The organism is Bradyrhizobium sp. SZCCHNRI3043 (genome assembly GCF_032377735.1).
Lineage (GTDB): Bacteria > Pseudomonadota > Alphaproteobacteria > Rhizobiales > Xanthobacteraceae > Bradyrhizobium.
Genome location: NZ_JAUHID010000007.1, coordinates 165,685 through 184,813 on the forward strand (window position 1 = coordinate 165,685; position 19,129 = coordinate 184,813).

Genomic DNA, 19,129 nt, shown 5'->3' on the forward strand with positions numbered 1-19,129 from the left:
TCAACGTGGAGCAGGCGGCGCAGCGAACCTGCGGCGGTCGCAGGCTCAGCCGTTCCGATCAGAACGCATATTCGTCGTAGGCCGGCTCGACCGAGCCGCCCCACGGGCCGTCGAACTTCTCCAGCATCTCCTCGGCCGGCGAGCGGCCGGAATCGATGATCTGGTCGAGCGGCTCGAGATAGCGGCTCTCGTCGCGGCCGAGATGGTCGATGCGGCCGCGCCGGCGCAGGCCGAGATGCGCCAGGGTGAGGCATTCCTTGGCGATCTCGAACACGTAGCGATTGCGAATACGCGCCTTGAAGCCGAGGCGCGGCACGTCGTCGCGCAGGTTCTGGCGCTCGAACGCGGTCCAGGTCTTGACTAGGTCCCAGGCCGCGTCGAGGCTGACGTCGTCGTAGAGCAGGCCGACCCAGAACGCCGGCAGCGCCGGCAGCCGGCCCCACGGCACACCGTCGGCACCGCGCATTTCCAGATAGCGCTTCAGGCGCACCTCCGGGAAGATCGTCGAGAGGTGATTGGCCCAATCCGACAGCGTCGGACGCTCGCCTGGCATCGCCGGGTTCTTGCCTTCGAAGAAGTCGCGGAACGAGGTGCCGGAGACGTCGATATAGGTCTCCTCGCGTTTCACGAAATACATGGGAACATCGAGCGCGTAGTCGACCCAGCGCTCGAAGCCCATGCCGTCCTCGAACGCCCACGGGATCATGCCCGAGCGCTGATTGTCAGTGTCGCGCCAGATCTCGGAGCGGAACGACAGGAAGCCGTTCGGCTTGCCTTCGGTGAATGGCGAATTGGCGAACAGTGCGGTCGCGATCGGCTGCAGCGCCACCGAGACCCTGAGCTTCTTGACCATGTCGGCTTCGGAGGAGAAGTCGAGATTGGTCTGAACGGTGCAGGTCCGGTACATCATGTCGAGGCCGTAACGGCCGACCTTCGGCATGTAGCTGGTCATGATCTTGTAGCGGCCCTTGGGCATCACCGGAATTTCGGCGCGCGACCAGGACGGCGTCATGCCCAAGCCGAGAAAGCCGATGCCGAGCGGAGCTGCGATCTCGCGTACCTGCGCCAGATGCGCCATCAGTTCCGCATGCGTCTGGTGCACGGTCTCGACCGGCGCGCCCGACAGCTCGAACTGGCCGCCGGGCTCCAGCGAGATGGCGCCGCCGCCGGTGACATCATAGAGCCCGATGATGTTGCCGCGCTCCATGATCGGCTCCCAGCCGAGCAGGAGCTTCATGCCTTCGAGCAGCGCGCCGATGCCGCGCGCACCCTCGTAAGGGACCGGGCGGAGACCGTCGAGCGTGAACGGCGTCTTCTCGTGCTCGGTCCCGATGCGGAAGGCGGACGGCGGCTTCACGCCGGCCGCGAGCCACGCCACCAGTTCGTCGCGCGACTGCAGCGGGGTCATATCGATCTGGTCACGCGCCATGGGAGTCTCGGTTCAGAAGCGCTTCGAGGGTCGCGCGTGGTGACAGGAAAGGCCGCGGACCCCAGGGGGCCGCGGATGTGAATGGGAACGGATGCTTCATCGGGTCGCCGCGCCCTCTCCAGCCGCCAACGGAGCGGCCTGACCACAGGAGCAGCCAAGCCGATCCAGCAGCATGCAAAGCTTGGCGGCGTCGGTATCCGACAGCTTGGAGCCGACATGCTTCTCGATCGCGGCGGAATAGGCCGACCACATCCGCTTCTGCAGCTCGCGTCCGGCCTCGGTGATCTCGACGAACTGGCCGCGCTTGTCCATCTTGCATTCGCGCCGGACGACCAGACCTTCTTCGACCAGCCGGTCGATCAGCCGGGAAGTGGAATATTGCGGGATCAGCATCTGCCGCTCGAGCTCGACCGGGCGCAGCTCGCCCGCGGGGGCCCGGGACAGCTCCAGCAGCGCATCATACCAGGCGAGCGGCGGAAAACCGGCCTTCTTCAGCTCCTGCTCGACGCAGTCCAGCACCCGGCTCTGGACCCGCATCAGGCGGATCCAGGCGGCGGTCGCCTCGGTCGATGGTTTGCGTTTCATGGGCCGGCTCGTATCCTTCAGGTCCTCGTTCTAGCGCATTCGATGCACCTGCATCAATCTTGACTATTCCATGCAAGTGCATGTAAGGGCGGGTGTGACGCCGCGATCGGTTCCAACCACGACGATGGTCTCACGGAGGGAATACCCAATGAAGCTTTATTATTCACCCGGCGCCTGCTCGCTCTCGCCCCACATCGCCCTGCTCGAGGCCGGCCTGCCCTACGATCTCGTCAAGGTCGATCTGCGCGCCAAGACCCTGGAAAATGGCGACGATTACCTCAAGGTCAATCCGAAGGGCCAGGTGCCAGCGCTCGGGTTGCCGAGCGGCGAGATCGTGACCGAAGGCCCGGTCATCGTCCAGATGATCGCCGACCGGGCGGCGACCAAGAACCTCGCCCCGGCGCGCGACAGCGGCGAGCGCTACAAGCTCTTGGAGTGGCTGAACTTCATCACCTCGGAGCTGCACAAGAATTTCGGCCCGATGTTCTCGCCGGCGCTGGCCGACGACGCCAAGGCGTTCTTCAAGGACCGCGTGATGAGCAAGTTCAAATATATCGACGGCCAGCTCGCCGGGCGCGATTACCTGATGGGCCAGCAGTTCACGGTGGCCGACGGCTATTTGTTCACCATCCTGACCTGGGCGGACCGGATGAAGTTCGACCTGTCGGCGATGCCGAATCTGGTGGCCTACAAGAACCGCGTCGCCGCGCGGCCGAAGGTGCAGGAGGCGCTGACGAAGGAAGGGCTGATGAAGGCGGGGTGAGCGATTGCTTCTTACCGAAGCGATTGCGACGCCACGAAGCCGGTGAGCTCCCCTCCCCCTTGCGGGGAGGGGTCGGGGGTGGGGGTCCACACGATGACTCCCGCTGAGTCCACCGACCTGCGTGCTCCATCGCGACCGCGAGAACGCAGGACGGACGCTATCCCCTCTGCAGACTACGCTCGTGATAAAAAGGCCGGCGCGGCGAGGGATGTCTCCAGGACTGTGAGACCTTTTCCTGAGACCCCCACCCCCGACCCCTCCCCGCAAGGGGGAGGGGAGCGCACCGTCGATGCGGTGCTATCGAGACTCATCAGGCAGCCCGCAATCGTCAAGCCGCCGCCTTCTTCGGCGGGAAGCGGCCGTAGAAGGTTTCGCCCTTGGCGGCCATCTCTTCCAGCAGCTTCGGCGGGGCGAAGCGCGAGCCGTACTTCTCTGTGAACTTGTGGCACAGCTCGACGAACTTCTTCGTGCCCATGAAGTCGATGTAGGACAGCGTGCCGCCGGTGAACGGCGCGAAGCCGAAACCGAGGATGGAGCCGACATCGGCCTCGCGCACGTCGGTGATGACGTGGTCCTCGACGGTGCGCGCAGCCTCCACCGCCTGCACCACCAGGAAGCGCTGCTTCAGCTCCTCGACGTCTAGCGTGTCGGGATCGAGATGCTTGGGCTGCAGCTTGGCGAGATCCGGCCACAGGCTCTTCTGACCCTTGCCCTTCTCGGGATAGTCGTAAAAGCCTTTGGCGTTCTTGCGGCCGAAGCGACCCTGCTTCTCGACCAGCTCGACCATCAGCTTCTTGTGGTCCTGGTTGATCGCGTTGGGTCCGAGATCGTGCTCGGTCGCCTTCATGATCTTGAGGCCGAGATCGAGCGCGACCTCGTCCGACAGCGACAGCGGGCCAACCGGCATGCCGGCCATCTTGGCCGCGTTCTCGATCATCGCCGGCGGCACGCCTTCGAGGAACATCTCGTTGCCCTCGGCGATGTAGCGCATCACGCAGCGGTTGGCGAAGAAGCCGCGGGAGTCGTTGACCACGATGGGCGTCTTGCCGATGGTGCGGACATAGTCGAGCGCGGTCGCCAGCGCGACGTCGCCGGTGGCCTTGCCCATGATGATCTCGACCAGCATCATCTTCTCGACCGGCGAGAAGAAGTGGATGCCGATGAAGCGGCCCTGGTCCTTGAACTCCTCGGCCAGCGAGGTGATCGGCAAGGTCGAGGTGTTGGAGGCGAAGATCGCGCCGTCCTTCAGATGCTGCTGCGCCTTGGCGTAGGTCTCGGCCTTGACCTTGCGGTCCTCGAACACGGCCTCGATGACCAGGTCGCAATCCTTCAGCGCGGCGTAGTCGGCGGTCGCGGTGATGCGGCCCATGATCGCCTCCGCCTCGCCCGGCTTGGCGCGGCCCTTCTTGACCAGACCATCGACCACGCTCTGGGCATGCGCCTTGCCCTTGTCGGCGCTCTCCTGGTCGCGGTCGATCAGCACGACCTCGAGGCCACCGCGCGCCGAGACGTAGCCGACGGATGCGCCCATGAAGCCGGCGCCGATCACGGCGATCTTCTTCAGCTTGCTTGGCGGCACGTCGGCCGGACGACGCGCGCCCTTGTTCAACTCCTGCATCGACAGGAACAGGCTGCGGATCATCGCTGCGGCTTCCTTGGAGCGCAGGATGTGGGCGAAGTAGCGCGACTCGACGCGCAGCGCGGCGTCGATCGGCAACTGCAGGCCCTCATAGACGCAGCTCATGATCGCGCGCGCGGCCGGATAGTTGTCGTAGGTCTCGCGGCGGTAGATGGCGTTGCCGGCCGGGAACATCATCATGCCGTTCTTCGAGAACACCGGGCCGCCCGGCAGCTTGAAGCCCTTCTCGTCCCACGGCTGAACGGCCTTGCCGCCGCCCTTGATCCAGTCCTTGGCGGCCTTGATGAGGTCAGCCGCCGGAACGATGGCGTCGACCAGCTTCAAGGCCTTGGCCTTGTCGAGCGTCAGCGCCTCGCCCTTCAACAGCAGGTTCATCGCGTCCTGCGGCTGCACGATGCGCGGCACGCGCTGGGTGCCGCCGGCGCCGGGGAACAGGCCGACCTTGATCTCGGGCAGGCCGAGACGGGTCTTCGGGTTCTCGGCCGCGACGCGGTGATGGCAGGCCAAGGTCAGCTCGAAGCCGCCGCCGAGCGCGAGGCCGTTGATCGCGGCGACCCACGGTTTGCCCGACGTTTCCATAGCCCGGTAGATCTGCGAGAAGCGCCGGCTGTTGTCGAACAGCATCTGGTTGGCGGCTTCCTCGCCCTTGCCCTTCAGCACCTCGGCATAGGAGCGGTTCATGCCCTCGAGCATGGACAGGTCGGCGCCGGCGCAGAACGCCTCCTTGGCCGAGGTGATGACGACGCCCTTGATGGCGGCGTCAGCAGTGGTCTCCTTGACGATGGTCTCGAGTTCGATCGCCGAGGTCTCGTCCAGCACGTTCATCGAACGTCCCGGGATGTCCCAGGTGATCAGCGCAATGCCGTCGGCATCGGTTTCGAGCTTGAAGTTCTTGAAGGCCATGTGGTGCTCCCTCGTGCCTGCAGCCGGTCGGCGCGGCGTTGTCCTGAAATCGTAGGGTGGGCAAAGGCGCCCTTGCGCCGTGCCCACCGACGGTGTCGATGACGAAAGACGGTGGGCACGCTTCGCTTTGCCCACCCTACGTCTTGAGATCGATCACACCCGCTCGATGATGGTCGCGGTGCCCATGCCGCCACCGATGCACAGCGTGACCAGGGCGGTGGCCTTGCCGGTACGCTCGAGCTCGTCGAGCACGGTGCCCAGGATCATCGCGCCAGTGGCGCCGAGCGGATGGCCGAGCGCGATGGCGCCGCCATTGACGTTGATCCTGTCCTTGTCGATCTCGAACGCCTGCATGTAGCGCAGCACGACCGAGGCGAACGCCTCGTTGAGCTCGAACAGGTCGATGTCCGAGGTCTTCATGCCGGAGCGCTCGAACAGCTTCTCGGTGACGTCGACCGGGCCGGTCAGCATCATCGCCGGCTCCGAGCCGATATTGGCGAAGGCGCGGATTTTCGCGCGCGGCTTCATGCCATACTTCGCCCCGGCCTCCTTGCTGCCGAGCAGCACCGCACCGGCGCCGTCGACGATGCCCGAGGAGTTGCCGGCGTGATGCACGTAGTTGACGCGCTCGATCTCCGGATGCGACTGGATCGCCACCGCATCGAAGCCGCCCATCTGCGCCATCGCCGCGAATGACGGCTGCAGCTGCGCCAGCGACTGCATCGTCGTCGACGGGCGCATGTGCTCGTCCTTGGCGAGGATGGTCAGGCCGTTGATGTCCTTGACCGGAACGACCGATTTGCTGAAACGGCCCTCCTCCCAGGACTTGGCGGCGCGCTGCTGGCTCTGCACGGCGTAGGCGTCGACATCGTCGCGCGAGAAGCCGTACTTCGTCGCGATCAGATCGGCGGAGACACCCTGCGGCATGAAGTAGGCCGGCACCGCCATCGACGGGTCCATCGGCCAGGCGCCGCCGGAGGCGCCGATGCCGACGCGGCTCATCGACTCCGCGCCGCCGCCGATGACCAGCTCATGCTGGCCGCTCATGATCTGCGCGGCGGCGAAATTCACGGCGTCGAGGCCGGAGGCGCAGAAGCGGCTGATCTGAATGCCCGGGACGGCGTCGCCGAGACCCGCATTCAGCGCGGCGAAACGTGCGATGTCCGAGCCGGCCTCGCCGACCGGATCGACCACGCCGAGCACGACGTCATCGACCGCGTCCTCGGGAATGTTGTTGCGGTCCTTGAGCGCCTTCAAAGGCACCGTGGCGAGCGCGAGCGCGGTCACCTCATGCAGGCTGCCATCGGATTTGCCGCGGCCGCGGGGGGTACGCACGTGGTCGTAGATAAAGGCCTCAGGCATCACGCCCTCCTCATCTGATCGGATTCGTTGTTGTTGGTGTTCGACGGTAGCCGGCGCGCGAGCGGCGCACTGGCTCCCGCCACAGCATCAGAAGGCTTCCGCCGGCAGCTCCATCACGGTCGCACAGCCGGCCTGCAGGCGGGCGAGATGCGCGGCCGTCTCAGGGATCACGCGCTCCATGAAGAAGCGGCCCGTGATCAGCTTCGTGGTCAGATAGGTCGAGCTGTCGCCGGCCGCAATCTTGTCCTGCGCGACCTTGGCCATCTTCGCCCACATGTAGCCGAAGGTGACCAGCGCGAAGAGATGCATGTAGTCGGTCGCGGCGGCGCCGGCATTGTCCGGCTTGGTCATCGCGTTCTGCATCAGCCAGGTCGTGGCCTGCTGCAGATGGCCGAGCGCGGTCGACAACGGAGCGACGAACGGCTTCATCGCATCATTGCCGCCCTGCTCCTTGGCGAAGGAGCCGACCTCGGCGAAGAACGCCATCACGGCGCGGCCGCCGTCGCGCGGCAGCTTGCGGCCGACGAGATCCAGCGCCTGGATGCCGTTGGCGCCTTCGTAGATCATCGCGATGCGGGCATCGCGCACGAACTGCTCCATGCCGTGCTCGGCGATGTAGCCGTGACCGCCATACATCTGCTGCGCCTGAACGGCGTTGGCGAAGCCCATGTCGGTCATGTAGCCCTTCATGACCGGGGTCATCAGGCCCATGTGATCGTCGGCCGCCTGACGGTCCTTCGGGTCAGCTGAGCGGTGCGCGACGTCGCTCTTCAGCGAGGTCCAGACGACCATGGCGCGGGCGGCCTCGTTGAAGGCGCGGATCGACAGCAAGGTGCGGCGCACGTCGGGATGCACGATGATCGGATCGGCGGCCTTGTCGGGCGCCTTGGGCCCAGTCAGCGAGCGGCCCTGGATGCGCTCGCGCGCATAGGCGACCGCGTTCTGATAGGCGACCTCGGACTGCGCGAGCCCCTGCACGGCGACGCCGAGCCGGGCCTCGTTCATCATCACGAACATGCCCTGCATGCCCTTGTTCTCTTCGCCGATCAGCCAGCCGCTGGCGTTGTCGTAGTTCATCACACAGGTCGAGTTGCCGTGGATGCCCATCTTGTGCTCGATCGATCCGCAGGTCACTCCGTTGCGCGCGCCGACGGTGCCGTCCGGATTGACCATGAATTTCGGCACCACGAACAGCGACACGCCCTTGATGCCGGCGGGCGCGCCCTCGATGCGGGCGAGCACGAGATGGATGATGTTGGAGGCCAAGTCGTGCTCGCCGGCCGAGATGAAGATCTTGGTGCCGGAGATCTTGAAGCTACCGTCGGGCTGGCGCACCGCCTTGGTGCGCAAGAGACCGAGATCGGTGCCGCAATGCGGCTCGGTGAGGTTCATGGTGCCGGTCCACTCGCCCGCCACCATCTTCGGCACGTAGGTCTTCTTCTGCTCCTCATTGCCATGCACGATCAGCGCGGCGGTGGCGCCCATGGTGAGGCCGCCATACATCGAGAACGCCATGTTGGCAGAGCACTGGAATTCGTTGACGGTCTGGCTCAATGTCACCGGCAGGCCCTGCCCGCCATATTCGGTCGGCGCCGACAGGCCAAGCCAGCCGCCCTCGACGATCTGCTTGTAGGCCTCCTTGAAGCCCTTCGGCGTGGTCACGCTGCCGTCGTCATGGCGCTTGCAGCCTTCGAGATCGCCCACGCGATTCAGGGGGTGCAGCACCTCTTCGGCGAGCTTGGCGGCCTCGCCGAGGATCGCCTCGCGGACATCGGCCGAGGCATCGGAGAAGCCCGGCAGATTGTCGTAGCGGTCGATCTGGAACACGTCGTTGAGCAGGAAGGTGACATCTTCCACGGGGGCTTTGTAGATCGGCATCGGCGTCTCCGGCAGGAAGGCTGAAGTTTCAGACTGAAATTGTGCGGACGCGGCAGGCAATGCTGGCCGCGGACTGTAGCGACTTCTAAGAGCTTGCGGCAGCCATTCGTTTGCGGCTGTCGGTCACATCACGACGGCTTGCTCATCGCGGCCAGCTGTTCGCCCATCAGGCGGTGCAGCAGGTTGATGGCCTTGAGCGGCCGCACCATGACCTTGAAATGGGTAATGCGGCCGGCGTCATCGAAGGTGATGATGTCGACGCCGTTGAGCTTGATGCCCTCGATCTCATTCTCGAATTCGAGCACGGCGCCCGTGGCGTTACGCCACTCCCCGACATACTTGAATCCGGGACCGCCTAAGACTTTCTCAGCACTCGCGAGATATTTGAAGGTGATGTCGCGGCCGCGCTGCGGCGTATGCACGACGGGACTCTCGAACACGGCGTCCGGGTGCAGCAGCTCCCGCAGCGCGCCGAGATCGTGAGACCTCATATAGCCGTACCATCCATCGAGGCCGGTCATTGTCATTGGGCGTCTCCTCAGGGCGGAACAGGCCAGCACCACAACCACCCCATATGCACATTGACGCATATGCGCCAATGTGCATAATGTCAAGCGTGGAGCGGGGCAGAACACGATCAGAAAAACGGGAGCAGTTTCCGGCCATGGCCCTCGGCGACGCCATCCTCGCCTGCCTCACCGAACATCCGATGACGGGCTACGAGCTCGCCAAGACGTTCGATTCCTCGATCGGCTTCTTCTGGAAGACGGACCACCAGCAGATCTACCGCGAGCTGTCGCGGCTGCGCGACCGCGGCTACATCCAGGGTCGCGAGGTGGTGCAGACCGGCAAGCCCAACAAGCTGGTCTACACATTGACCGCGGAGGGCCGCGCGGCGTTTCGCAGCTGGGCGGCGCGGCCGAGCACGCCGGCCTCGACGAAGGACGATCTTCTCGTCCGGCTCTATGCACTGGGCGCCGCCGACATCGGGCCGATCCGGGCCGACCTGATGGCGCGGCTCGAGCATCATCGCGACCGCGCCGAGCGCTACGATCGCATCCTCAAGAAGCATTATGCGGACGGCAACGTGGCCCCGGCCGATATGGGCAAGCTCCTCAACCTGCGTCTCGGCCTGCGCCACGAACGCATGGTGGCCGAATGGTGCGAGGAAGCGATCACCGCGCTCTCGACGATATCCGGCGCCAGCAGCGCACGATCGCTCGATCCATCATCGCGTGAAAATGCCGGCTGATACCCGCCGTTCGATAGGGCAAAACTTCTGACCGCGCCGGCGGTAAACTTAACGCGTTATTTACCGTAAAAGTCAAAAGTCGGGACCTGGAGCAGACGATCTGCGCGGACCCGTTCATGTTCATGTCCGGGACGCGTGGAGAGGCTGGAGGCGCTTGGTGGAGCGCTGGAAGCGGAACCGGACGAGACATGAATTCGCGCGTACCGTGGAGTAATGAAGGCATCGACCCGTCCGTCCGTGAAAGGGCCGAGGCCGCGGCGCAACGCGCCGGCATGACGCTGAACGACTGGATCAACTCCACGCTCGGCGCATCTACCCCGCCCGACTTCCGTGGCAGCCACGCGCCGCGCAGCACGCCGACCGCCAGCCGCGATGCCCGCGAGGTGACCGACATCCACCAGCGGCTCGACTCCATCGCACGGCAGATCGAGCAGATGTCGCGCCCCGTCGCGCGCAAGGATGCGCCACGCGACGAGCAGGGCGTCGCGCGTCAGCTGAACGATGCGATCTCGCGGCTCGACGCCCGCCTGTCACAGATCTCGACGCCGCTGCGCAAGCCGGACACCGAAGACCGCTATCGTGGTCCTGACGGCGTCGAGCGCGCCGCTGCGCAGCTCTACCGGCCCGCCCAGCCGCTCAGCGCGGGTTCGTTCGACGTGGCCGTCGCTGAAATCAGCGCCCGCCAGAGCGAGCTCGACAATGCGCGCCCGCTGCCGCCGCACCAGGCGCCGCCGACCGCGCCTGCCATGGCATCCGCAGCAGCGCCGTTGATGACCCCGATCAGCGCGCCGCTGACGCCGCCGCAACCGGCCGCCCCCACGCCCGATTTCTCGCTGCTCGAACGCCATCTGCTGAAGATCACGAGCCAGATCGAGGCGCTGCATCGCCCCGAGGACGGCATCGAGCAGTCGATCGCCGGATTCCGCAACGAGCTCTCCGAGATCCGTCACGCCATCACCGAGGCGATGCCGCGCCGGGCGATCGAGTCGATCGAGAACGAGATTCGCTCGCTGTCGCGCCGCATCGACGAGAACCGCAACACCGGCGTCGACGGCCAGGCACTGGCCGGGATCGAGCGCGCGCTGACCGACATCCGCGAGGTCGTCGGCTCGCTGAAGCCTGCCGAGCAGCTCGCCGTCTATGACGAGGCGATCCGCAATCTCGGCGCCAAGCTCGACCTGATCCTGCGCGCCAATGACGACCCCGGCACCGTGCAGCAGCTCGAAAGCGCCATCGCGGCGCTGCGTGCGATCGTCGCCAATGTCGCCTCCAACGACGCCCTGGAACGGCTGTCGGACGATCTTCGGCAGCTGTCGTCGAAGGTCGACCAGGTCACGCAGGCGCGCGACAATCACGAGTCGTTCCATGATTCCTTTGCGGCGCTCGAACAGCGCATCGCCGCGCTGACCTCGACGCTGGAGAGCCGCGAGCCGCCGCCGGCAGCGCGCGACAACACCGCCCAGATCGAGGACGCGCTGCGCGGCCTGTCCGACCGCATCGACCGCCTGCAGGTCGGCAACGACGGCTCATCGGCGATCACCCATCTCGAACAGCGGATCAGCTATCTGCTGGAGCGGCTCGAGGCCGCCAACGACCCGCGCGGCGGCAACATGACCCGCGTCGAGGACGGCCTGCAGGACATCCTGCGCTATCTCGAACGGCAGCAGGCGACATTCGCAGCGCTGGCGGAGAGCCGGTCGCAGCGCGAAACGTCGCAGGACGGCGGCCTGATCGACATGGTCAAGCGCGAGCTGTCCGACATCCGCTTCAGCCAGACCGAGACCGACCGCAACACCCAGGACTCGCTCGAGGCCGTCCACAACACGCTGGGGCACGTCGTCGACCGCCTCGCCATGATCGAAGGCGACCTGCGCAATGTGCGCGCCACCGCGGGCCCGCCGGCCGCGCTGCCGCCGCTGGCACCGCCAATCGAGTCGCCGATGCCGGCTGCACGCGCGCCGGCGCCCCAGGCCCATGCCGAGCCGGCCAGGCCAGAGCCTGCCTACCGGCCGGAGCTGCCCAATCCGGCGGCCGAGCAGCCAGCGGGACAGATTGTCGCTCCGGCCGCGGGTCAACAGGCGTTCGCGGCCGCCTCGCGCGACTTCCACGCCGCTCAGGCGCCGGCGGCTGCCATGCCGCCGCCGATTCCGCCGAAGGCAATCGCCGACATCCTGGAGCCGCACGCGGCACAGGCGCCCCGCGCGACCATCATCGTCCCCGAGCTGCCACCGGATCATCCGCTTGAACCGGGCACCCGTCCGCCTGGCCGGACCGCATCGCCCGCCGAGCGGATCGCCGCGTCCGAGGATGCGCTGAGCGAGCTTCCCGCCGGCAAGCGGGAGCCGGTGTCGACGTCGAGCTTCATCGCGGCTGCGCGCCGCGCGGCGCAGGCCGCGGCGGCTGCACAGCCCGTTGACGCCAAGAAGGCGAAGAAGGACAAGCCGAAGGAGAAGGCCAAGGAGCCGCCCAAGGACGTCGTCAAGGAAGTCGCCAGCGACGTCGCCAAGCCCAAGGCCAAACCCAAGGACAAGCCGACGTTCGCTCTCACCGCTGAGGGTGACGAGGAGGTCTCGACCATCGGGTCGAAGATCCGTTCGCTGCTGGTCGGTGCCAGCGTCGTGGTGATCGTGCTCGGCACCTTCAAATTTGCGATGTCGCTGCTCGACAGCGGCAGCACGCCGCCGCCGATCTCGCCGATGGAAACCCAGGGCGAGGCGCCCCGGGCGCAGATGCCGTCGGCCTCGCCGGGCCTGTCGCCGCGGCCGACGACGCCCGACCAGAGCGTGCCGTCGTTGACGTCGCCGACGCCGATCGACCGTCAGTCCTACAACCGGGCCATGCCGAGCGAAGCGGAGACGATCGCGATGCTCGCGATCCCGCAGGACGTCGAAAAGCCGGCCACGGTACCCGCTGCCGTCCCCACTGATGTCACCGGCACGATCCCAACCGCCGCCAACGGCCAGAAGCTCGGTCTGGTGCAGGTGCCCGCCTCCGAGAAGCTGCCCGATGCCATCGGCGGACTGGCGCTGCGCAACGCCGCTCTGAAGGGTGATCCGACCGCCGCCTACGAGGTCGGCGTGCGCTTTGCCGAGGGCAAGGGTGTCGCGGCGAACTATGAGGAAGCCGCGAAGTGGTATGACCGCGCGGCACAGGCGGGGCTGATCCCGGCGGTCTTCCGTCTCGGCACCTTCTACGAGAAGGGTCTCGGCGTGAAGAAGGACGCCGACATCGCCCGCCGCTACTACGTCGTCGCCGCCGAGCGCGGCAGCGCCAAGGCGATGCACAATCTCGCCGTGCTGGATGCCGACGGCGGCGGCAAGGGCGCGAACTACAAGAGCGCCTCGCAATGGTTCCGCAAGGCCGCCGAGCGCGGCGTCGCCGACAGCCAGTTCAACCTCGGCATTCTCTATGCCCGTGGCATCGGCGTCGAACAGAACCTCGCCGAGTCCTACAAATGGTTCACCCTGGCCGCAGCGCAGGGTGACGTCGATGCCGGGCGCAAGCGCGACGATGTCGCCAAGCGGCTCGATGTCCAGTCGCTCGCCGCGGCCAAGCTCGCGATCCAGACCTTCACGGTCGAACCGCAGCCCGACGACGCCGTGAATGTGCCGGCACCCGCCGGCGGCTGGGATGGCACGCAGGCGATCGCCAAGGCAGCCGCGGCCAAGGCGGCGCTGGCGAAGCGCGCGGCTGCGACGGCGCTGCGCTGACGAGGGGCATTTCTCTGGGCAGGCTGACGAGCGCTCGCGCGCGGCCTGCAAAATCCTCCCGGCTTGCGACCGCGCCGCCATAGTGTCGCGCGGTCGATCGATATAGGTTGTCGCGGCGGATCATCACGAGCGCCGCGAGGGAGCATCGACGCGTGTCAGCGGGGAACGAACAACACGACGGCGCGCGCTTCCTGCAGTCGCCGACGGGCCCCCGCGTGCCGCCGCGGACCACGGCGAACGTCGCCCCCGCTCCGCCTCCTCGCCAACCAATCCGGCAAGTGACCGACGGCTATCCTGCGGCGTTCCGATGGCGTCGGCTGGCTTCCGTCATTTTCTTCGTTGCAATCCTACTCGGCGGGGGCATTCGCGCCTACCGCGACCTGTCGCGACCCGACGCCTGGTCGTTCTGGAAGGATCAATACATCTCGCCGAGTCTGTCGGCGGCGCTGGTCGCCGACCCCGCGCTTGCCGGGCTGGGCGACAGGCGCACCGTGCTCGCCGTCAGCGGCCCCATCGGACCCGCGGCGGCCGGCTGGCTGCGCGAGCGGATCAGCGAGGCCCATTTCAAGCCGGGCGACCTGATCCTGCTGTCCTCGCCCGGCGGCAACCTCGACCAGGGAGTGCTGATGGGCGAGATCATCCGCGCTCACGGACTCGCCACCGCCGTCGGCGTGGCCGACAATTCCGGCCGCATCCGTCCGGGCTTCTGCGCCAGCGCCTGCGTGTTCGCCTTTGCCGGCGGGCAGACCCGCTATGACCTCGATGGCTCGGCGCTCGGCGTGCACCGCTTCACGTCGGAGGCCCGTGGCGCCGACGCGGTCGCCGACACCCAGCGCGTGACCGGCGCCATCCTCGGCTATATGACACGCATGGGCGTATCGTCGCAGGTCATCGAGGCGATGTCGCAGACCCGCGAGATCCGCTGGCTCGATCCGAGCGATGCCGAGGCCATGAGGCTGGTGACCGCGCCGCTCAAGGCCCTTTGACGGAGCGCCCAGACCCCCACGCTCGGCGCCGGTGGATGTCACTTTGGGCGGGAATGACTGATCCCTTCGCTCCCATTTTCGGTTATGCAGGAGCCCGGCGTCCTGCTTTGCATGCGCGGGATGCTCGCTCGAAGGTTCGCAGAGGCCGCGCCGATGCAGATTTATCTTCCGATCGCCGACATCCCGGTCAACATCTTCCTGTTGCTGGCGATGGGCGCGGCCGTCGGCTTCGTCTCCGGCATGTTCGGCATCGGCGGCGGGTTCCTGATGACGCCGCTCCTGATCTTCGTCGGCATCACGCCCGCGGTCGCGGTCGCCTCGGTCTCCAGCCATATCGCCGCCTCCTCGTTCTCCGGCGCGCTGTCCTATTGGCGGCGGCGCGCGATCGATCCCTCGCTGGCCTCGGTGTTGATGATCGGCGGCGCGCTCGGCACCGGGCTCGGCGTCGCCACCTTCACCCTGTTGCGTTCGCTCGGCCAGCTCGATCTGATGATCGCGCTGTCCTATGTCGCCCTGCTGACGAGCGTCGGCGGCACCATGTTCTGGGAAGGCCTGCGCGCGATGATGCGCGCGCGCCAGGGCGCGGTCGCGACCGTGCGGCGTCCGGGCAGCCATGTCTGGATCCACGGCCTGCCGCTGAAGATGCGCTTCAAGCGCTCGAAGATCTATGTCTCCGTCATTCCGGTGATCGCCATCGGCCTCATCATCGGCTTCCTCGGCGCCGTGATGGGCATCGGCGGCGGCTTCATTCTGGTGCCCCTGCTGATCTACCTGCTGCGCGTGCCGACCTCGACCGTCATCGGCACCTCGATGGTCCTGACGCTCGCGACCATGATGATCGCGACCATGCTGCACGCGATGAGCAATCATCTGGTCGACGCCGTGCTGGCGCTGATCCTGATGGTCGGCGGCGTCACCGGCGCGCAGTTCGGGGCCCGCGCCGGCCAGATGATCCGCGGCGAGCAGCTGCGGCTGCTGCTCGGCCTGCTGATCCTCGCCGTCGGCATCCGGTTCGCGATCGAGCTCGTGATCAAGCCCGACGACCTGTTCACGATCCGCGAGACCGAGATCAGCAGATGACGCCGCTCCGCCTCGCCAGCCTCACCTTCATGCTGCTGCTTGCCGGCGCCGCATCGGCGCGCGCCGAGCGGCTGATTGTCTCGGTCTCCAACCATCGCGTGACGGTGACGCCGAACTATTCCGGGGAGGAGCTGGTGCTGTTCGGCTCGGTCGAGAAGGACGTCCAGACCCCACCAGGCCGCACCGCCTATGACCTCGTCGTCACCGTCCGCGGGCCGCGCGCCGACATGGTGACGCGGCGCAAGGAGCGCAAGTTCGGCATCTGGATCAACACCGACTCGCGCCAGTTCCTCAAAGTGCCCGGCTATCTGGCGCTGTTCGCCAACCGCCCGTTCGACACGATGGCCGCGCCCGAGGTGCTGCGCCGGCAGCAGCTCGGACTCAACAACGTATTGTTGACCCAGCGCGTCGGTCCCGACTATGCCGACGTGGTCCCGAACGACGCGTTCCGCAGCGCCTTCGTGCGACTGCAGTCGCAGCACGGCCTGTATCGCGAGGACACGTCCGCAGTGACCCTCCTGACGCCGACCCTGTTCCGTACCGGCATCCCTCTGCCCGCTGCGGTGCCGATCGGCACCTATGAGGTCGAGATCAAGCTGCTCGCCGACGGCGCGCTGGTCACCAAGACCGAGACCGCGTTCGAGATCGTCAAGGTCGGCTTCGAGCAGTTCGTCGCGAACTCAGCGCGGCAGAACGGCTTCGTCTATGGTCTCGTCACCGCCGCGATGGCACTGATGACGGGATGGATGGCCTCGATCGTGTTCCGTCGGGATTGATCTTTTCCGCCTCATTGCGAGGAGCTGGGCGACGAGGCGATCACCGTCCTCACACCGGGCTCCAGAAGCTTCAGCCGCGCACCGAACCCGAGCGCATCGAAGGTCTTGCGCAGATCCTGCGCGTCCTGGCGGAAATGGGCCCAGCCGTCCGTGTGAACCGGAACGATGGCGGCCTCGGCAAACACGCGCGCGGTCTCGACCGTGTCGTTGGTATCCATGGTGAGATGGAACGGCCCGCGTGTCTGCGCCGCTCCGGCAAAGGGCATCACGACGCTAGGCTTGAAACGCCGCGCCACCTCCGCCACGCCGTCATAGAACACCGTGTCGCCACTGACATAGACGGGCGCGCCGTGCTGCGGGATCAGGACGAAGCCGATCACATCGCCCGCGAGCGGCTCGATGCCGGCGGGACCATGGCGCGCCGGCGTCGCCGCGACCGTCAATGTCCTGCCGCCCTTGCTGAGCTGCGTCGTCTGCCACGGCGCCAATCCTTCCGCCGGCGCACCGAGCCTGCCTGCGCCGACTTCCGTCGTGAGCACGCGCGGTGCACGTGTCAGGAAGGCGCGGCCGCCGTGGTCGAGATTGTCGGAATGCTGGTCATGGCTCAGCAGCACCGCATCGACCTCGCCGATCGCCTCCGCGGTCATCGCCGGTCCAGTGAGCTTCTCCAGCACGACATGCGGCAATTCATAGCGGCCGGGAGCATCGAATGTGGGATCGGTCAGCAGGCGGAAGCCATCGATTTCGATCAGGGCGGTCGGGCCGCCGATCAGGGTGATCGCAACGCTCATGATGATGCTCCAACGGTTCGGGCCGGCGCCCGCGTGACCAGATAGATCCCGAGCGCGACGGGAACGACGCCGAGCAGGTCCTGCAGCGCCACGTGCTCGCCGAGCACCAGGAAGGCGAAGATCATCGCCAGCGGCGGCATCACGAAATGATAGGCGCTGGCGGCGGTCGCGCCGCAGACTTTCAAGAGATGGAACCAGAGCACGTAGGCCAGGATCGAGCCGCCGAGCACCAGGAAGGCGAACGCGCCGATCAGTTGCGCATTCGGCACGATCTCGTCCACGTTCGACACGATGAGCGCGACCGGCCACAGCACCAGCCCGGCCGAGAGGTTCTGGATGCCGTTGCCGATCCACAGGCTGCCCTTCGGGGCGAGCTGCTTGAACAGGATGGTGCCGGTCACGATCGAGGCCAGCGCCACCAGCGTATAGAGAATACCTTCGAGCTGGTCGGTCCCGACGGACATGCGGTGCCAGACGATCATGGCGACGCCGATGGTGCCGAGCGCAAGGCCTGAGATCTTGCGCAGGGTCAGCGGCTCGCCCAGCAGCAGCGCCGCGAACACCGCCGTGAACACGGGATTGGCCGAGACGATCAGGCCGCCGAGCCCCGCCGACACCGTCTGCAGCCCGGTGTAGCCGAGGCCGAGATAGAGCGCGTTGTTGGCGATGCCGATGATCGCGAACACGGCCGCATCGCGCCAGCTCATGCGCAGCTCGCCCCGGACCGCCGACACCACGAGAATGAGGACGCCGGCGAGCGAGAACCGCGCCGCGAGCAGCAGCAGCGGCGGACAATAGGTCACGCCGACCTTGCCGGCGACGAAGGCGAAGCTCCACAGCAAGCAGAACAGGCCGATTTCGAGCGGCAGCAGGTTCGACTTCATCGGGGTCACGGCAACCGAGGAAACGGACGACATCAGAGCTCTCCTTCGTCGCCGGTATAGGGCTGTTCTTTTCCATTTGGAAATTAAATGATAGACTGGCATTCAGTGGTTTTCCGAATGGAGGTCCCGCGTGCTCGATCTGGACCTGTTGCGCAGCTTCGTCTCGGTGGTCGAGGCCGGCGGCTTCACCCGCGCCGGCGAGCGCGTCCACCGCACGCAGTCGACGATCAGCCAGCAGATCCGGCGGCTCGAGGAGGATCTGGGCCAGACGCTGCTCAACCGTGACGGCCGCGAGGTCACGCCGACCGAGGCCGGCGAGCGGCTGCTGTCCTATGCCCGCCGCCTGCTGGCACTCGCCGAGGAGGCCCGCGATGTCGTGGCGCGGCCCGGACCCGACGGCGCGGTGAAGCTCGGCATCCCCGAGGATTTCGCGGCCTACCGGCTCGCCAAGCTGCTCGCCGCGTTCTCGCGCGCCCACCCCGATCTGCGGCTCGACGTGCGCGCCGACCAGAGCCTCAACCTGAAGCGCGACATCGAGCGCGGCGATCTCGATCTGGCGCTGCTCAAGCGCGGCGTCGACGACACCAGGGCAGCGATCGCGGCGTGGCCGGAGCAGGTCTATTGGGTGACCAGCAAGGCCCATCCCGTCGACATCGACGCCCGCTCGCTGCCGCTGATCGGCTTCCCGCTCGGCTGCCTCTATCGGACCCGGGCGATCCATGCGCTGGAGAGCAGAGGGCGCGCCTGGCACATGGCCTACACATCGTCGAGCCTCGCCGGCATTCAGGCCGCGGTCGCGGCCGGGATGGGGCTGAGCATCCTCTCCGAGATATCGGTGCAGTCGGAGCACCGCGTGCTGACGGCGCGCGAGGGCTTTGCGCCGATCGAGCGCACGGAGGTTGCGCTGGTCGCCTCGCCCGACGCGAGCCCGGCGACGTTGCGCCTGGCCGACCGGCTGGCCGAGTTCTGCGAGAAGGTACAGGCGAAGGCGGCGTAGCAGCGAGACGTCCGCGACTCCTGCGACCATGGCGCCACGAGCAAAGTGCATTCCCTCCCCCGCTTGCGGGGGAGGGCTAGGGAGGGGGCCGCTC

Annotated in this window: 15 protein-coding genes; 7 read left to right on the forward strand and 8 right to left on the reverse strand. The window is 66.8% G+C overall.

Going from position 1 to position 19,129, the window contains the following annotated elements; genetic code table 11:
• Positions 1–58: 58 nt before the first annotated feature.
• The gene (locus tag QX124_RS17060) at positions 59–1,429 is read right to left on the reverse strand and encodes a glutamate--cysteine ligase (RefSeq protein ID WP_315797766.1); all 1,371 of its coding nucleotides are present in this window, start codon (positions 1,427–1,429) and stop codon (positions 59–61) included.
• 96 nt (positions 1,430–1,525) lie between these two features.
• Positions 1,526–2,014 (reverse strand): helix-turn-helix domain-containing protein, encoded by a 489-nt coding sequence (locus QX124_RS17065; protein ID WP_315735855.1) that lies wholly within the window; start codon positions 2,012–2,014, stop codon positions 1,526–1,528.
• A gap of 148 nt (positions 2,015–2,162) precedes the next feature.
• On the opposite strand from QX124_RS17065, the gene gstA reads away from it, so the two are divergent.
• Entirely contained in the window at positions 2,163–2,777 is a 615-nt protein-coding gene (gstA, locus tag QX124_RS17070) for a glutathione transferase GstA (RefSeq protein ID WP_315797767.1), read from the forward strand.
• Between the two features lie 328 nt (positions 2,778–3,105).
• Here gstA and QX124_RS17075 read toward each other — a convergent pair whose 3' ends face one another.
• The 4 genes from QX124_RS17075 to QX124_RS17090 all read right to left on the reverse strand — a co-directional run bounded on the left by QX124_RS17075 (position 3,106) and on the right by QX124_RS17090 (position 9,086).
• Positions 3,106–5,319, reverse strand: coding sequence for a 3-hydroxyacyl-CoA dehydrogenase NAD-binding domain-containing protein (locus tag QX124_RS17075; RefSeq protein ID WP_315735850.1), 2,214 nt, complete (start codon positions 5,317–5,319; stop codon positions 3,106–3,108).
• Between the two features lie 153 nt (positions 5,320–5,472).
• Positions 5,473–6,681: an acetyl-CoA C-acetyltransferase gene (locus QX124_RS17080; RefSeq protein ID WP_315797768.1), complete on the reverse strand. Its 1,209-nt coding sequence runs from the start codon at positions 6,679–6,681 to the stop codon at positions 5,473–5,475.
• A gap of 87 nt (positions 6,682–6,768) precedes the next feature.
• A complete protein-coding gene (locus QX124_RS17085; protein ID WP_315797769.1) occupies positions 6,769–8,559 on the reverse strand; it encodes an acyl-CoA dehydrogenase C-terminal domain-containing protein in 1,791 nt (596 codons plus the stop codon).
• A gap of 128 nt (positions 8,560–8,687) precedes the next feature.
• Positions 8,688–9,086, reverse strand: a complete 399-nt coding sequence (locus tag QX124_RS17090) for a nuclear transport factor 2 family protein (RefSeq protein ID WP_315735843.1) — start codon at positions 9,084–9,086, stop codon at positions 8,688–8,690.
• 137 nt (positions 9,087–9,223) lie between these two features.
• Here QX124_RS17090 and QX124_RS17095 point away from each other — a divergent pair, with 137 nt between their 5' ends.
• The 5 genes from QX124_RS17095 (at position 9,224) to QX124_RS17115 (ending at position 16,363) form a co-directional block, all read left to right on the forward strand.
• Positions 9,224–9,811, forward strand: coding sequence for a PadR family transcriptional regulator (locus QX124_RS17095; RefSeq protein WP_315757610.1), 588 nt, complete (start codon positions 9,224–9,226; stop codon positions 9,809–9,811).
• Positions 9,812–9,999: 188 nt separating this feature from the next.
• Positions 10,000–13,521, forward strand: a complete 3,522-nt coding sequence (locus QX124_RS17100; protein WP_315797770.1) for a hypothetical protein — start codon at positions 10,000–10,002, stop codon at positions 13,519–13,521.
• 152 nt (positions 13,522–13,673) lie between these two features.
• On the forward strand, positions 13,674–14,507 hold the full coding sequence (locus QX124_RS17105; protein WP_315797771.1) for a hypothetical protein: 834 nt from the start codon (positions 13,674–13,676) through the stop codon (positions 14,505–14,507).
• Between the two features lie 153 nt (positions 14,508–14,660).
• On the forward strand, positions 14,661–15,587 hold the full coding sequence (locus tag QX124_RS17110; protein WP_315735837.1) for a sulfite exporter TauE/SafE family protein: 927 nt from the start codon (positions 14,661–14,663) through the stop codon (positions 15,585–15,587).
• Positions 15,584–16,363, forward strand: a complete 780-nt coding sequence (locus QX124_RS17115; protein ID WP_315735834.1) for a TIGR02186 family protein — start codon at positions 15,584–15,586, stop codon at positions 16,361–16,363. The genes QX124_RS17110 and QX124_RS17115 overlap by 4 nt, the downstream gene beginning before the upstream one ends.
• A gap of 11 nt (positions 16,364–16,374) precedes the next feature.
• Here the strand turns inward: QX124_RS17115 and QX124_RS17120 are convergent, their stop codons facing one another.
• Positions 16,375–17,154 (reverse strand): MBL fold metallo-hydrolase, encoded by a 780-nt coding sequence (locus tag QX124_RS17120; protein WP_315797772.1) that lies wholly within the window; start codon positions 17,152–17,154, stop codon positions 16,375–16,377.
• A complete protein-coding gene (locus QX124_RS17125; RefSeq protein WP_315797773.1) occupies positions 17,151–18,071 on the reverse strand; it encodes a DMT family transporter in 921 nt (306 codons plus the stop codon). The genes QX124_RS17120 and QX124_RS17125 overlap by 4 nt, the downstream gene beginning before the upstream one ends.
• 97 nt (positions 18,072–18,168) lie before the next feature.
• Here QX124_RS17125 and QX124_RS17130 point away from each other — a divergent pair, with 97 nt between their 5' ends.
• Positions 18,169–19,035, forward strand: a complete 867-nt coding sequence (locus QX124_RS17130) for a LysR family transcriptional regulator (RefSeq protein ID WP_315797774.1) — start codon at positions 18,169–18,171, stop codon at positions 19,033–19,035.
• The last annotated feature ends 94 nt before the right edge of the window (positions 19,036–19,129 follow it).